Source organism: Sulfurovum sp. TSL6 (assembly GCF_019972115.1).
Lineage (GTDB): Bacteria > Campylobacterota > Campylobacteria > Campylobacterales > Sulfurovaceae > Sulfurovum.
Genome location: NZ_BPFJ01000003.1, coordinates 112,462 through 127,764, shown reverse-complemented (window position 1 = coordinate 127,764; position 15,303 = coordinate 112,462). Strand labels below are relative to the sequence as shown.

The 15,303-nt window shown below is 39.4% G+C and carries 16 protein-coding genes; 6 read left to right on the top strand and 10 right to left on the bottom strand.

Going from position 1 to position 15,303, the window contains the following annotated elements:
• Positions 1-9 precede the first annotated feature (9 nt).
• Together ciaB and rdgB are read right to left on the bottom strand one after the other, a co-directional pair.
• The gene (gene ciaB / locus LDM93_RS09555) at positions 10-1,839 is read right to left on the bottom strand and encodes an invasion protein CiaB (protein WP_223892179.1); all 1,830 of its coding nucleotides are present in this window, start codon (positions 1,837-1,839) and stop codon (positions 10-12) included.
• Entirely contained in the window at positions 1,836-2,429 is a 594-nt protein-coding gene (gene rdgB / locus LDM93_RS09550; RefSeq protein ID WP_223892178.1) for an RdgB/HAM1 family non-canonical purine NTP pyrophosphatase, read from the bottom strand. The genes ciaB and rdgB overlap by 4 nt, the downstream gene beginning before the upstream one ends.
• 153 nt (positions 2,430-2,582) lie before the next feature.
• Between rdgB and LDM93_RS09545 the strand changes: the two genes are divergently transcribed.
• From LDM93_RS09545 to LDM93_RS09530, 4 genes are all read left to right on the top strand, one after another.
• Entirely contained in the window at positions 2,583-3,914 is a 1,332-nt protein-coding gene (locus tag LDM93_RS09545) for an MFS transporter (protein ID WP_223892177.1), read from the top strand.
• Positions 3,914-4,591, top strand: a complete 678-nt coding sequence (locus tag LDM93_RS09540; protein ID WP_223892176.1) for a hypothetical protein — start codon at positions 3,914-3,916, stop codon at positions 4,589-4,591. Before LDM93_RS09545 ends, LDM93_RS09540 begins: the two co-directional genes overlap by 1 nt.
• Before the next feature lie 179 nt (positions 4,592-4,770).
• A complete protein-coding gene (locus LDM93_RS09535) occupies positions 4,771-5,424 on the top strand; it encodes a response regulator transcription factor (protein ID WP_223892175.1) in 654 nt (217 codons plus the stop codon).
• A complete protein-coding gene (locus tag LDM93_RS09530; RefSeq protein ID WP_223892174.1) occupies positions 5,408-7,066 on the top strand; it encodes a PAS domain-containing sensor histidine kinase in 1,659 nt (552 codons plus the stop codon). Before LDM93_RS09535 ends, LDM93_RS09530 begins: the two co-directional genes overlap by 17 nt.
• A gap of 76 nt (positions 7,067-7,142) precedes the next feature.
• On the opposite strand, the gene tkt is transcribed toward LDM93_RS09530, so the two are convergent.
• Positions 7,143-9,131, bottom strand: coding sequence for a transketolase (tkt, locus tag LDM93_RS09525; protein ID WP_223892173.1), 1,989 nt, complete (start codon positions 9,129-9,131; stop codon positions 7,143-7,145).
• A gap of 10 nt (positions 9,132-9,141) precedes the next feature.
• Positions 9,142-9,990, bottom strand: coding sequence for a polyprenyl synthetase family protein (locus LDM93_RS09520; RefSeq protein ID WP_223892172.1), 849 nt, complete (start codon positions 9,988-9,990; stop codon positions 9,142-9,144).
• 57 nt (positions 9,991-10,047) lie between these two features.
• On the opposite strand from LDM93_RS09520, the gene LDM93_RS09515 reads away from it, so the two are divergent.
• Positions 10,048-10,272, top strand: a complete 225-nt coding sequence (locus LDM93_RS09515; RefSeq protein WP_223892171.1) for a hypothetical protein — start codon at positions 10,048-10,050, stop codon at positions 10,270-10,272.
• On the opposite strand, the gene LDM93_RS09510 is transcribed toward LDM93_RS09515, so the two are convergent.
• Together LDM93_RS09510 and LDM93_RS09505 are read right to left on the bottom strand one after the other, a co-directional pair.
• Positions 10,269-10,781, bottom strand: coding sequence for a shikimate kinase (locus LDM93_RS09510; RefSeq protein WP_223892170.1), 513 nt, complete (start codon positions 10,779-10,781; stop codon positions 10,269-10,271). The genes LDM93_RS09515 and LDM93_RS09510 overlap by 4 nt on opposite strands.
• A 3-nt stretch (positions 10,782-10,784) precedes the next feature.
• Complete coding sequence (locus tag LDM93_RS09505) at positions 10,785-11,027, bottom strand: hypothetical protein (RefSeq protein WP_223892169.1); 243 nt, start codon at positions 11,025-11,027, stop codon at positions 10,785-10,787.
• A 128-nt stretch (positions 11,028-11,155) separates the two neighbouring features.
• Here LDM93_RS09505 and LDM93_RS09500 point away from each other — a divergent pair, with 128 nt between their 5' ends.
• On the top strand, positions 11,156-11,848 hold the full coding sequence (locus tag LDM93_RS09500) for an SDR family NAD(P)-dependent oxidoreductase (protein ID WP_223892168.1): 693 nt from the start codon (positions 11,156-11,158) through the stop codon (positions 11,846-11,848).
• A 38-nt stretch (positions 11,849-11,886) separates the two neighbouring features.
• Here LDM93_RS09500 and LDM93_RS09495 read toward each other — a convergent pair whose 3' ends face one another.
• The 4 genes from LDM93_RS09495 to LDM93_RS09480 form a co-directional block, all read right to left on the bottom strand.
• The gene (locus LDM93_RS09495; RefSeq protein ID WP_223892167.1) at positions 11,887-13,212 is read right to left on the bottom strand and encodes an MATE family efflux transporter; all 1,326 of its coding nucleotides are present in this window, start codon (positions 13,210-13,212) and stop codon (positions 11,887-11,889) included.
• 9 nt (positions 13,213-13,221) lie between these two features.
• Positions 13,222-13,542 carry a hypothetical protein gene (locus tag LDM93_RS09490; RefSeq protein ID WP_223892166.1) on the bottom strand — a complete coding sequence of 107 codons (321 nt, stop codon included), beginning with the start codon at positions 13,540-13,542 and terminating at the stop codon, positions 13,222-13,224.
• A 221-nt stretch (positions 13,543-13,763) separates the two neighbouring features.
• Positions 13,764-14,036 (bottom strand): DUF4389 domain-containing protein, encoded by a 273-nt coding sequence (locus tag LDM93_RS09485; RefSeq protein WP_223892165.1) that lies wholly within the window; start codon positions 14,034-14,036, stop codon positions 13,764-13,766.
• Between the two features lie 79 nt (positions 14,037-14,115).
• Entirely contained in the window at positions 14,116-15,249 is a 1,134-nt protein-coding gene (locus tag LDM93_RS09480) for a site-2 protease family protein (RefSeq protein ID WP_223892164.1), read from the bottom strand.
• Positions 15,250-15,303 lie beyond the last annotated feature (54 nt).

Below are 15,303 nucleotides of genomic sequence, written 5' to 3'. Positions count from 1 at the left end.
ACTGCGCGCTTAAGAAAGTACGATAGTTTGCTGACCTATCTCTTTATATCTTGTATAATAATGCTCTACAAACGATCTTATCTCCTCTTTTACCGGTAAATATACACCATTTTCTTTACTTGCATAGGTACTTAAATAAAGATTTGCATCTACTTTTGAAAGATAATTTTCGGCTAAATTTCTATAGGCATTTTGATAGGTTTCTTTCATCTTGCCATACTTGCTGTAGTCAATGCGTATCTCTCCGTCATACGTGATAACACCTGAGCTGAAAAGAATATCCAGATGGATCAATCCTTCACAATAATAGGGCAATACTTCACCTACTTCACGCCAGGCCATCAGCCCTACAGCACGAGAAACAAGATCATCTACAATGTGTGTTTTCAGCGCTTCACGCTCATTGGAGAAAAATGCCATCAATCCACCTGCTGTCGCCTTGAACTCTTCGATATTTTTAAACTGTCCAGAAGCATTCATCTTGGTTTCTGTATCTGCATCTATCCATAAGATATGTCCGTACTCATGTCCTACAGTAGAGATATCATAAAGCTCATGCCAAAGGTTAGGATCTGTATCTATAAGCTCTCTTTGTGTCTTCACAAAATCTTCACCCATTGTTTCAACGGAAAGTTTCATGATAGGTTTGGATTTTTTAGACTCCATGACAAAATCGGCATACGCAAAGATCTTCTTGCCAAGTTCTGCTGAAACCTGTTCATCATTCGGTACTACTTGTGCCGAGAAAAGACCATTGAATTCTGCTCCGTAGTAAAGGACGGGTTGACCTATATAGAGTTGGGTTTCATCAACCTGTAAAAGATTCTTGCTCATAGTATGCAAGGCTTCTTCACCAAAATCTTTTGCCATTTCATAGGCAAAAAGTTTAATGTTGTTACGCGTACTTGAACCTTCTTGTAATTTAGGATTGACAATACGAAGATCCCACTCTAGTGCAACAGCTTTTCTATAATGATCTTCATAATACTCTAACGGATGCCCTACCTGCAAAGGTGTCGTTACAGCCATCCAACGTCTGTCTACATCTGCCCATTTACCTATCAGTTCATCGGTTTTTGTATGCATAAAAGCCGCTTTGATCGCTGTAAAATAGGCTATCCACTCTGCTTTTTGATGAAAGACAGTATCTTCATGTTGGTTCAAAAGTGCAATGAGCTGTTCAAGTGCTGTAGTCACTTGTGTCACCTCTTCAGGAAATGCTTCCGCATAGGCAACACTTTTATACCCTGTATCCTCTTTTTTAAGTACAGAGTAAGATCTATCTCCTACAGATCCACTCTCGTCTGCATCTAGTAGAGACTCATTCTGAAGCATCTCAAATACTTTTGCATCATCACCATTAAACATTTCGCTGAGTTCAAGGTTCACAGAATAAAGAATGTGATCTGTCCAGTGGCTCTGCCAGACGCTCATAGCAACACCAACATAATGTACACCAAGCATCAACGAACGATAAAAAGGTGTAAGAAGCTGCTTCTCCTCTACCCATGCAATGAAATTTTCATGCCGTGTGATATACATCGTACTGACAAATCCGTATGCCAACTCTTTTTTCACTCTTATCTCATCTGCAGAACAACCATTTTTTTCCAAAACCTGTTCCAAGGCATCTTCACGAAGATTAACGATACGTGTAAGTGCAGCCATCGTAGCGTCATCATCTCTAGGGATATCTATGAGGCTTAAAAAAGCATCCACGATCTCGTTAGCTTTGTCATGCCCCTTATCTAAAAGTTCATAGTAGGCATTAAGACCGGCCTGTCTGCTTTGCAATTCGTCATAAATGACCTGAAGATCTTCCATAAACTGTTTTTTCATTGTTTACCCTTTAACATTTGTATGATCGGCTGTGCCAATTTCATTGCTTGTGCTCTGTGTGATATCCTTTTTTTCACATCATCATCTAACTGCCCTAGTGTCTTGTCAAATCCTGCAGGGATGAACATCGGATCATACCCGAACCCTTTCTCTCCTCTGGCTTCATCTATGACATCTCCATGCATCCAACCATGCACCACATACTCTCCATACTTGGAAACGATAGCGATCGCTGCAGTATAATATGCCGGTGTAGACTTTACACCTCTTTCTTTAAGCTTTTCTATCAGTTTATAGAGGTTCTCTTTATCTGTCGCACCTTCTCCTGCATAACGTGCCGAGTAAATCCCCGGTGCCCCGTCAAGTAGTGGTAGAGAAATACCACTGTCATCTGATATCACCAGATACTCTTCCCCCAGTTTCTCATAGATCGCACGTGCTTTTATGAGTGCATTGGCCGAAAATGTATCTCCGTCTTCTACGATATCAAATTCACCTAAAAGTTCAGAAAAAGCAACCACTTCATCTTGACACATTTGTTTAAATTCACGTAGTTTTCCTTTATTCCCTGTCGCTAGAACGATACGCATTTCTCTCTCCTTGTCACAGAGTGAAACTTTGTGAAAATCCCTTCCACTCAAGCTTCCTCTTTTACGAGAGATGACAGATCTTTCTCTTTATCATCTACTCTTAAATATTTCGTTATATAATGAGAGAAATTTTATCTAAATAGAGGTATCACTATGATTAAACAGATCATGCCGCTCAGTCTCATTGTGGGTCTGAGATTTTTTGGACTCTTTATCGTTCTTCCTGTTCTCTCCATCTATGCACTTGACATGGAAGGTGCAACACCCTTCCTTGCAGGTCTTGTTGTAGGTGGTTATGCGCTTACTCAAGCAGCTTTTCAAGTACCTTTTGGACTGGTTAGTGACAAAGTAGGACGTAAAAAGACTCTACTTTTTGGTCTGATCATCTTTATCATCGGTTCAGTGATCGCTGCACTCAGCGAGAATATTTATATGCTTCTTGTCGGACGTTTTTTACAAGGTGCAGGAGCCATCGGTTCTGTGGTCTCAGCGATGGTTGCAGATCTGGTAAAAGAAGAGCAGCGTGCACATGCCATGGCCATCATGGGTGGGACGATCGCGCTGAGCTTTGCAGCAGCGATGATCATCGCACCTGTTGTAGGTGGTTACTGGGGGATAGACAAACTCTTTTGGCTGACTGCTATTCTTTCAGTGATGGCGATCGGTATTTTATTTACTGCCGTACCTCAACCTCCAACCATTGTTCACAGCTATGCAGAAGAAGAGTCTAAAATGCTAGAAGTCTTTAAAGACAAGTCTCTGACACGTATGTACATTACTTTTCTTTTCCATTCGTCTATTATGACCATGGCATTTTTTATCATTCCGGTTGTGATGACACAAGGACTGACAGAAGGTGGCTTTGGTTGGGAAAAATCTGAGTTATGGAAAGTCTATTTCCCTGCGATGATCTTTGGTTTCTTCGCTATGGCACCTGCAGCAATATTTGGAGAGAAGTACGGCAAAGGGAAACAAGTCTTTATGATCTCGGTTTCTGTTATTTTCTTAGGTTTTCTTGCGATGGGATTTGCTAGTGCTGCGTGGGTCTTTGTCGTGGGTGTAGTGCTTTTCTTTATCGGATTCAATATGTTTGAGCCTCTCTTACAGAGTTTTGTAGCCAAGTTTGCCAAAGTCCATCAAAAAGGTGCAGCACTGGGTGTGGCAAATACTTTTGCCTATGTTGGTATCTTCTTGGGTGGTCTGCTTGCAGGTTGGCTCATGCAGCACTATGACAGAGCAACACTTGCCGTTGTGGTAGCGATCATCTCTGTAGTATGGTTCATCTGGGTAGCGACCATGCCAAACCCGAACAACAGAGGGAATGTGTACCTTCCACTAGACATCTTTGACCGTGAAAGAGTTGCTTCACTGACGAGTCATGAAGCTATTGTAGAGAGTTATGTGAATGAAACAGAGAACATCGCTGTTGTCAAATATGAAAAAGACCTCATAGATGAAGATGAGATCAGAGGGATGTTGAGTTAATGCTTACACCACTTATTAAAGAGCTCCAGGAGGCACTTAGACATACGCCTTCGAATATACAGATAAAAGATGCATTACATCTGCTCTTTAATGAGAGTCACTATGGATGTCAAAAAGAGTATCCTGTCGCTGTGGTCCATGAAAAGACAAGGATCACGGAACCCTCGTCTCTTGCTTTTTTCACACAAAACAACCTTTTAGATACAGAAGGATTTACCCCTTGTGCCTATGACGATACGCAGATCGAAAAGATTGTTTCACAGGCACCTTCTTACATCCAAAGGGTCAACTATATCGTAGCCAAAAGCAAAACTATCCCTAAACCGACATTTTTCAATAAATTCAAACATGACTACTGGAAAAAAATTCAAAGTGTCGATGGGCTGGAAGCTGTTATCGATGTTACTGTTCTTAGTGAAGAAACTACCGATTGTGAGGTCGAGGCATCTTTACGTGCCATCATCCGAAAAAGAAAAGAGGTACATCAGTTAAAAAAACTGACCTTTATCTGGATAGTGGAAACCGAAGGGGAAAACCCTTCCATAGAAACCGTACTTAAACACTATTTTCAAAAAGAGTATACTGTTGTGAAAAGCGCAGAGAAAACCTACTGCATAGGATGGAGCACGCCATTGCAGAGTATCAATATGCGTTACTTTGTCTGTCCCCCTGAATAAATTTTCTTGTTTTTTGTCATCGAGTGTCTAACGTTCTTTGAATAGATCTCACGTTTTCAATCCTCCTTTACAACTATTTCGTTTCAAACTATACCTTATTGATGTCATTATTCTCGTCATCTAAGATTTTTCAACCAAATATGACAGAAATATGACAGAAAGAGAGTATAGTTTTAGTCATGAATGTATTGATTATAGAAGATGATGTTCAACTGAGCATTGCCATTAGCAGATTTTGTGAAATCAAAAAGTTTGATACTATATGTATGAAAGATGGCTTAGATGCCATTGATCAAATAGATAATGGTAATTTCGATCTTTATATTATTGATATCAACATCCCTCGTATTAATGGTTTAGACCTACTTAAACACATTCGAAAAACAGATCTGAATACACCAATCATCATTATTACTGCATCTTTGGAGATACAAAATTTTTCTACGGCCTTTGAAAATGGTTGCAGTGAATACATCAAGAAACCATTTCATTTAAAAGAGCTCGATATACGGATCAATAATTTGTTGGCTATCAATAAGCCTGAAATCATCACTTTAAACGATGAACTTACTTATGATCTCAGCAGAGAAGAATTCTATTATCAAAACAGGCCTATAAAATTTAGATATAAAGAAAAAAGATTTTGTGCCCTATTGATGAAACATATAAACACTGTTGTTCCTAATGCGCTGATTCATGATTATGTTTGGGAAGGTGAGATTAAAGAGACATATCCTTTACGACAGTTGCTTGTTGAACTGAGAAAAAAACTACCCTTTAATATAATACAAACAAAAATCAGAGAGGGGTATATTATTGAATCTCAAAGATAAACTTCAACAAATACAATCCAAATTAAAACAATTACAACCTATAAATACCTCTATGGTAACTACACTCTATACTCTTACACAAAAAAGTCTTCCAACCGCCCTAATATTTACTATACTTATAGCAATATTTTTATATTCTGAACTTTCCTATACTATTGTCATCTGGGCTAGTCTAATGATTACAGTTATACTATTAAGACTCTATGATCTATATCTTTTCAAAACAAACTTTCAAAGGTATTCGCTTGCAACATGGCATAACAAATTTATGTTATCTGTTTTGTTATTAGCATTGCTGGTATCTTCACTCAGCTTTGTATTTATCCCTTACCTGAATGAATATTATCAACTTTTTGTACTGGCATCTTTAGTGGGTATCACTGCCGGGGGAACAACTTCTTTATCAGCTGATTTTCGTATTGCTATAGTATATGTCAGCATCATTATGCTTCCTTTAATTGGATCTTTATTGATGATCCACTCATCACCAGGTAACATCCTTTCACTACTCATGATATTATTTTTCATATCACAGGTAGGTATGATCCATAATAACTATACGGAACAAAAAAACCTCAAAGCGTTAAAAGAACAACAAGATCTGCTAAATAACATATTTGCAGAATCACCTCTTGCCATGTTTTCATATGATACCCACTTGAATATCTCATATGCCAATAAACATGTATATGAGATATTTGGGCAAGACAATACTATGATAGGGATGAACCTTGGCTCTCTCCACAATAAAAATATTTTAAACATATTTAATCTTTCTCTCACCAAAGGCCATCAATCATATACAGGATCTTATCTTGCTCCAAACGGCACTTTTTTTTGGATAAAGATAACAGCTTTTTCGTTTAAAGATACAGACAATACTATTCTTGGTGGCGTGGGAATCATAGAAAATAAAACTGAAGAATACAAAGATAAAAAAGAACTTGAAGTGCTACATATAACACTTCAAGAACAAGTAGAAAAGAATCAGACACTACTGGAGGAAAACAAACTGTTCATTGCTGATATGGTACACCAGATAAGAACGCCACTCACCGTCATTATGACAAACACTTCACTCATAGAAATGCAAACTGAATTACAAAATTCTTCTTGTATAACACAAATACATTCAGCTATAAACATGCTTTCTAATTCATATGAGGACCTATCCTATATTATTTCAAATGATAGGATAGAATACATGCCCATAGAGATTGACTTTACAAACTTTCTTAATGAAAGAGTTCACTTTTTTGACGTCATTGCCAATGCCAATAATAAAACTATATCTACCGATATTCCAAACGATATAAAAATAACTATCAATGATACAGAATTGGAAAGGCTCATCGACAATAATCTATCTAATGCCATTAAACATAGTTACGATAAAAGTGAAATAGAGATTGTTTTGGAAAAAACAAATTCAGAAATAATTTTGAAATTTATCTCTAAAGGACCAAATATACAGAATGTATCTAAAATATTTGATAAAGATTATACAGAAAGTTATGGTGCAAAACGGAGTTTAGGATTGGGATTAAATATGGTAAAAAATATTTGTGAGAAAAACCATATCAAATATAGCGTTCACTCGAAAGACAATATTAACACATTTACCTATATTTTTAAGCGCTAAAAAAGAGTTTATTTTAAGTCTCGTCATACAAATCTCAAGGGATTTGAATAACGATCATAACAAATTAAAAATAAGATTAGAGTTTACACTCTCCAAGCTCTACTTCTCTGTACTCTACATCCATGAGTTTACATGCACGCTTCATGATACCTTCCTGTGTAAATCCGAACTTCTCAAAGAGTTGCTCTGCCGGTGCTGAGGCTCCGAAACTTTCCATTCCCAGAACATCATCTGCATAACGGTAGTACTCTGTACCTGTCGCTGCTTCTACTGCGAGTACTTTTGTATTTGGATCCACCACTGCTGCTTTGTATTCTGTATCCTGCTCATTGAAAAGATCAAGACATGGTACGGAAACCACGTTTGCTTTGATACCAAGTACCGCCAGGTGACATGCTGCCTTGAGACAAGTCATCAATTCAGATCCTGAAGCCATCAATGTCATGTTCGCATCTTTTCTTTTTTTGACGATATAAGCACCTTTGCTTACATCACCGAAATCTCTTTTTGGCTTCAGTGTTTGAAGTTTTTGACGGCTCAAAACAAAACCGTGTGGTGCCTGCATAGTCAGTGCTGTTTTCCATGCTTCTACGTTCTCCGTTGCATCTGCCGGTCTCCATACATAGAAGTTAGGCAAAGCTCTAAACTGAGACATATGCTCGATAGGCTCATGTGTAGGACCATCTTCCCCTACACCGATACTGTCATGCGTCCACACAAAGAAGTTTTGAATCTTTGTCAATGCTGCGATACGTGCTGCGGGCTTGAGATAATCCGAGAATACAAAGAATGTTGCATTAAACGGGATCGTTGTACCATACAGCGCTATAGCATTTGTGATAGCAGCCATAGAGTGCTCACGGATACCAAAGTGCAGGTTTCTTCCTTTAGGGAAATCTCCCAGATCTTTTAACTCTGTTTTGTTCGACGGCGCCAAGTCTGCTGACCCCCCAATGAAAGAGGGGACAGCTGTGGCTATGGCATTGAGTATCTTACCGTTTGAGTCTCTTGTTGCCATCGTAGCATCTCCAGAAAAGTCCGGGAACTCGATCGCGGAGAAATCAGGGTTAAGCAGTCTATCCAACGCTTTGTTCTGCTCTATAAGCGGTGCTTCTTTTTGTCTGTGAATCCACTCTTTTTCCGCAAGTTCACCCTGTTCTAATGCACATCTGAATCTGAGTAGTACATCTTCTGGGATTTGGAAAAAGGCTTCAGGATCAAAACCTTCTTTGGCTTTTGACTCAGCAATGATGTCAGCGCCAAGAGGTGCACCATGTGTATGATGAGACCCTTCCATATCGCCTGCACCCTTACCGATAATCGTATTGGCAATGATAATGGTAGGTTTAGTGGCTGTTTTTACTTCTTCCAACGCTTTTTCGATGTCATCATAACAGTGCCCGTTGATCTTCATCACGTTCCAGTTCTGCGCTTCAAAACGCTTGGCTACATCTTCACTCCATGCAATACTTGTATCACCTTCGATCGTAATTGCATTGTTGTCATAGATAAGCACCATATCTTTAAGCCCCAAGTGTCCAGCAAGGGCACAGGCTTCATAAGAGATACCTTCTTGCAGGTCACCGTCACCACAGAGACAATAGACTTTATGGTCTATTAGTTCACAGGTCTCTGAGTTTACTTGATTGGCGGTATACGCTTCTGCCATAGCAAAACCTACAGCATTAGCGATACCCTGTCCCAAAGGACCTGTCGTGATCTCTATACCATCCGTATGTCCATACTCCGGGTGTCCCGGTGTCTTAGAATCTAGTTGACGGAAATTTTTCAGATCGTCAAGAGTTACATTGTAACCCCAAAGATGTAAAAGAGAGTAGATTAGTGCAGAAGCATGCCCTCCTGAGAAAACCAAACGGTCACGGTTGAGCCATTTTGGATTTTTAGGGTTATGGCTCAGTTTTTCACTCAACACTACTGCGATATCTGCAAGACCCATAGGTGCACCCGGGTGTCCTGAATTTGCTTTTTGTACCATATCAGCCGCTAAAAATCTGATCGTATTTGCCATCTTTTTACGCATAATGTTCTGCTCTGTCATTGCCATAGTTATTCCTTTAGTTATGTCTGTATAGGTATGTGTTCATCAAGGGTTGTAAAGCCATTTGCAGCTTCTCATCAAAGTCTTCAAATCGTCTTTGTAAATCTTTTGCCAGAGTATCTGCTTCTTCAACACTCTTCTCCAGTCCTAAAAGATTGACAAAGCTATTTTTATCACTGTCATTTCCTGTGGTCTTACCTGCTTCTTCCTCACTCTGTGTCTCATCGATAATGTCATCTTGTATTTGAAATAACAATCCCAGTTCGATACCAAAATCATAGAGTGCATCTTGTTCTTTCTTCTCAAGTCCTACGATAATCGCTCCCATCTGCATGGAAGTGGCGATGAGTTTGGCCGTTTTGTTCTTATGCAGTGTTTTGACCTGTTCAATATCCAGGGGGGTATTCTCAAAATAACAGTCTATGGCCTGTCCAAGTACCATACCGCGACCGCCGCCATCACGTGCCAATAATTCTACAAGTTTGATTTTCACATCTGCACGCAGTGGTGCTTTGGCGATGAGATAAAAAGCATCCGTGTTAAGTGCATCTCCTGCAAGTATGGCAGTTACCTCATCAAAACGTTTATGTAAGGTCTCATGTCCGCGACGCAGATCAGCATCATCCATCGCAGGAAGATCATCATGTATAAGAGAGTAGGTATGGAACATTTCAAGTGCAAGTGCTACAGGTAATGCAGAATCATAGAGCATTGGTTCATAGGCATCAACGATATTTAAAAGCAGCATAGGACGAAAACGTTTTCCCCCGGCAGTCAGCATGACGCCAAGTGCCTCTTCATAGATAGGGTGGAAACTTGGTACTTGTGGCAGGTTTTCATTTAGATACGTTTCAAATCGTTGCAATTTATACTCTCAAAGTTTATTTGTTGAAATTATATCAAATTTGGATAAAATAAGCATATGAAAAAAGAAACATCACTCTTACTTATCATTTGGACCAAGCGCCTGCTGGGGTTTATCGCTTTTTTAGTGTGGGGATATGTTATCTTTACCATCTCACAATCTCCCACCCCATTTATAGAACAAGCACCCTACTGCATGGGTAGCACCATGCTTATATTCGGCTTACTGACCGCTGTGTATAAAGGGTTGGATCACTGGAGTTTAAAACAAAACGGTCATTAAACCTTACATTTTTTAGCAATTTGCGTGATCTGTTCCTCTAAAGTAAGATTTTCCACATCTATGATCACATCTGCCACTTTTCTATACGCCTTTTCACGTTCATTATAGAGTTTCTTTGCCTTTTTTTCATCTGAAAAAAGTGGACGTTTTGCAAGTTTTGATTCAGCATTTTTCGCTGTTTTCAGACGCTGATGAATCCATTCAAATGAAGCATCGAGCAACACGACCGTACCCAGTTTTTTAAGATTATCCACTTTATAAAAACCACCGCCGCAAGAGATGAGCGTACCTGTCACACATTTCTCTATCCAGTTGGCAGTGACCTGTTCTTGTGCTCTAAAATACGCTTCACCTTTTTTAGCAAATATTTTTTTGACCTCTTTGTTCTCTTTAGATTCTATAAGATCATCTGTATCTATGATATAGGTACCATATTTTTTTGCAAATGCACGGGCAGTCGTACCTTTCCCTACACCCATGAAACCTATGAGAATAATATTCTTTTTCAAAGTTTATACCATATTGTAACGGTCTATAATTCTTGAAAGACGTTTACGTAGATTTTTCAATGCAACTGTAGCATTTTCACCTTCAGCAACAAGAGATTCAAACTCGTCAAACTGTATCTTGGCAACCCAACCTATCTTTGTATGTTTTTTGATCCCTACAAAACGTACTTCACCAAAATGTTCTTTTGCCATTTTATAGATACGCTCAATTCTTTGATCTAAAGTTTTTACTTCTTTATTGCTCATTGCTTTCCTTTTTGATTAGATAGATCCCGTTAAAATATCATGATTCCATCATGTTTTATAGGACTTTTACTTTCTGATATAATTATATCATATCAAAATGGCAAATATATTACAAAAGGATGAGAGTGATGAAAAACATACTGATTACGGGTGTGAGTTCTGGGTTGGGTGAAGCTTTAGCTACAAAATATTTGGAGAATGGTGACACGGTCTATGCCATAGGTAAAACCATTCCAAAAAAACTTGACCATTATCCTCATTTTTTCTTTTTCCCTTATGACCTGAGTGAAACCTTTATGATCCAATCGACACTGAAAGAGTTTTTTCAACACCGCTCATTTGACATAGTGATCCTTAATGCCGGTCTCTTAGGTGACATAAAAACACTCTCTCAAACAGATCTAATGGATGCCAAAGCAGTAATGGAAGTCAATGTCTGGGCAAACAAAGAACTCATAGACACCCTCCATGAACATGCACAGGTAAAACAAGTTATAGGGATAAGCTCAGGTGCTGCAGTGAATGGATCTAAAGGCTGGGGTGCATACTCACTCTCTAAAGCCGCGCTAAACATGTTACTCAGTGTCTATGCCAAAGAGTTACCCGAGATCCATTTTACCGCACTGGCACCGGGGGTTATCCGTACTCCTATGGTTGAGCATATCATAGAAGAAGTGGATGATACCCTATTCCCCTCGGCCAAAAGATTGAAAGAGAACCCTATCCAAACAGCTGGGGAAGCAGCCAAAAATCTTATCAATATTTTCCCTCAACTTCTGGAGTATGAGAGTGGAAGTTTTTTAGATGTAAGGACGATGTAAAGTAAGACTTAGAAAGGTACTAATGGACAATAGATCGTTTAGACTTTTATCTTTTGCCATTCACCTTTATCGAAAGTCCTCCAGAGCCATGTGGCTTTTACAAACGTATCTGATATCATTGCTATATAGACCAACAAGATAGACTCAAAATACCAGCTCAACACAAAAGCAGGAATGATACGGACAAGCCATACAGAAATAAGATTGATCTTCAACGTTCGTTTGGTATCCCCTGCTCCCCGCAGGGCACCAGAAAGGACAAAATTATAAGCCAAAGGGATTTGTGACAATCCTACAATACGCAAATAAAGACTCGCTTCTTCAATGGTTTGTGCATCATCGGTAAAGAACCACACGAGCTTCTCTGGCATAAATATCATAAAAAAGGAGAGAAAGAACATGAAACTAACGGTGTATTTGAGTACGAGAATGACATCTTCTCTGGACTGTTCAGGCTTTTTTGCACCTAAGCCCTGTCCCATGAGTGCCATCGCAGCAATGGTAAATCCAATACCCGGCATGAAAGCCAATCCTTCTACCCGCAACCCTATCTGATACCCTGCCAATACTTCTGTGCCATACTGTGCGATGATCACCGTAAACAGCATAAAACTTCCAAATGTCAAGGAACGTTCAAACGAAGCAGGAATACCCACTTTCAGTGCACGTTTTAAGAGTGATGTAGAGTAATGCCAAGCAGGTATATATGGTGTTTTATGTTTAAGATAGAGAACCATATAGACGATCAGTTCCAGGATATTGACGATCACGGTACCTACCGCTGCACCCATCACACCCAGTTCCGGAAATCCATGATTACCGAAGATCAACAGATAGTTTAAAAATACATTGAGCACAATAGAGGCTATCTTGATCTTCATAGGGGTATGGGTATCTCCTGCAGAGTTCAGTGCCGTCACAAAGACCAGTTTTCCCAATACAAAAGGAAGCATCCATGTCAACGTTTGTACATACGCTTCACCCAATCTGACAACTTCAACTGCTGTACCAAACCATACATAGATATTTGAGGCGAAAAAGTACCAAAAGGCCATGAGTGGCAAAGAGAGGTATAGCACAAAATGAAGCAGGGTTGAGAGTCCTACTGAAGCGCGGTTCATCTGCCCTGCTCCCACAAAACGCGAAAGTAGCGCCGAAGTACCGATGTGAAGCAAAGAAAGCATCGCAAACAAGAACATAAGCGACTGCAGTCCAAGCCCTACGGCTGCCACAGCAAAAGCAGAAAGTCGTCCCACCATTATAAGGTCGGTAATAATTTGAAGCATATCGAGCAGTGAATTCACTGCTGCGGGGAGAGAGAGCTTGAGTATTTTTTGGTGTTTTTTAGGGAAAAATCGTATCAAGGAGAGTAGTTACCCTGTAATTTGTGCAACATAGACATAAAGTAAAACAATAATCAGCGATGCTGTAGCCATCGTCCATATGAAGGCACCCATCATTTTACCTGCATTGAACATTTGTCGATATTTGTAAAGGAGAATAGGGAAAATGACCAGTGCCACAAACACTGGGAAATACATCAGAACACTCAAACCATACTCGTCTATAGCAAACCCCACTGCTACAAAAGAAGTATAGATGATGATGTACACCATAGTGAGCACTACCATTTGCACGATCATGAACAGAACTTTGGCGCCTGCTTTGTTTTTTTCATCATTATAGTGCTGCATATGTCTGTTCCTCTATGGTATCTTTGCGGAATTATAGCACACCGTTGGCTTCGAAATCTTATTTAGATACGATAACTTTCAATTCACACTTCATACTATATATCATTCCCTTCACGAAAGACGGAGGTCGGAAACCTTATAATCTAACATATTTTATAAGGTTTTCATTTAAATAGATATACCCGAATAATATGATGGATCGATATTAAACTAGGAAGTTTCTATACATACGGCCAATCGCCTACAGGCCATGGTTTTTCATCCGTATTGAATCCCACATAGGAAACAATCTGTTTTGCATACTCTGCCAAACCTTCCGTAAAATGTAAGATCTTTTCATTAGGTTCGCCTGTCAGCCAACTGTAAATAAATTGGGTAATGGCAATCACAAAAAGGATCATCGAGATAAACCTGCCTATGATCAAATATAAGATCGTATAGAGGGCTCTTGATAACCCGGCTTTCCCCCGTTCATTCGTTTCAAACTCTTCCATCTTGACTCCCTTTTTGATTTGATTATATCAAATTTATTCATTTTCATCCAAATTATATAGGTATATCCAACAAGTGCTTCTATGGTATGGTCTCCAACTCCATCTTCAATGTGATATATTCAAGCAGGTCCTTCAGCGTAATGATGCCCACAATTTTATGCTGTTCTACTACCAGTAAACGTGTGAATCCACTTTCATTCATTTGGTTCAGGGCATCGTCGATAGGCGTATTTGATGCGATCGAATTGGATGAATTTTGTTCTTCCATGACCTGTCCCACGTAAAGACGCTTCCACTCTTCGTGTGTATGTAACTTTAGCATCTGAACCGTAATGAGTCCAGCTATTTTACCCCCTCTGCTTACAGGGAACATTTTATAGTGATAACGATAAAGATACTTATCCACAAACGCTTGCAGTGTGATATCAAAAGGCACACTCACGGGTTCTGGGTTCATGAAATGGCGTACGGCCTTCCCTTTAAATGACTCCTTGATCATTAACTGTTGATACGAAGCATTCGCTGCAAAGAAAAGAAAAGATCCGATCAGTATCCACCACAGCCCTCCTATAGCATTACCTCCTATCATATGCATAAATCCTGTGAAGATAATGACAACGGCGAACAGAAGACTGATACGTGAAGCTATCTGTGTTGCCCAATGGATATCACCCTTGATCCACCATAAAAATGAACGAAGCACCCGTCCTCCATCCGTAGGGAATGCAGGTATCATATTGAAAATGGCAACCAACAGGTTAATCATACTCAAATAGCCCAAAATAGCGACAATGGGTACCGAAAACTTCAATGTCTCCGCAACTTGCGCAAGTCCACTGAAGATGATAGAGAGTGTAAAGCTGGCTATCGGCCCTGCAATCGCCATCAAAAATTCACTTTTAGGCGTGTGGGGTTCATCCTTCATCTCAGCCACACCCCCAAAGATAAAGAGCGTAATACCTTTTATTTTTATGTCATATTTACGGGCAATCAATGCGTGGGAAAACTCATGGATGATAATAGAAATAAAAAGTCCTATCGCCCCGGATACGCCCATCAGCCAGTATGTTTGAAGGCTAAGCCCTGGGAAATAACTCGGAAAGAAACCCTTAGAAAGTGACCATATCACCAAAAAAAGAATAATACCCCAGCTCACGTCCAAAGATACGGTAAAACCAAGCAGTTTAAACAGTGCTATTTTTCTTTTGAGCATGCTATACTCCTTCTACCTATTATAAGTTCATTTTTTAATTATAGCGATTTTTTA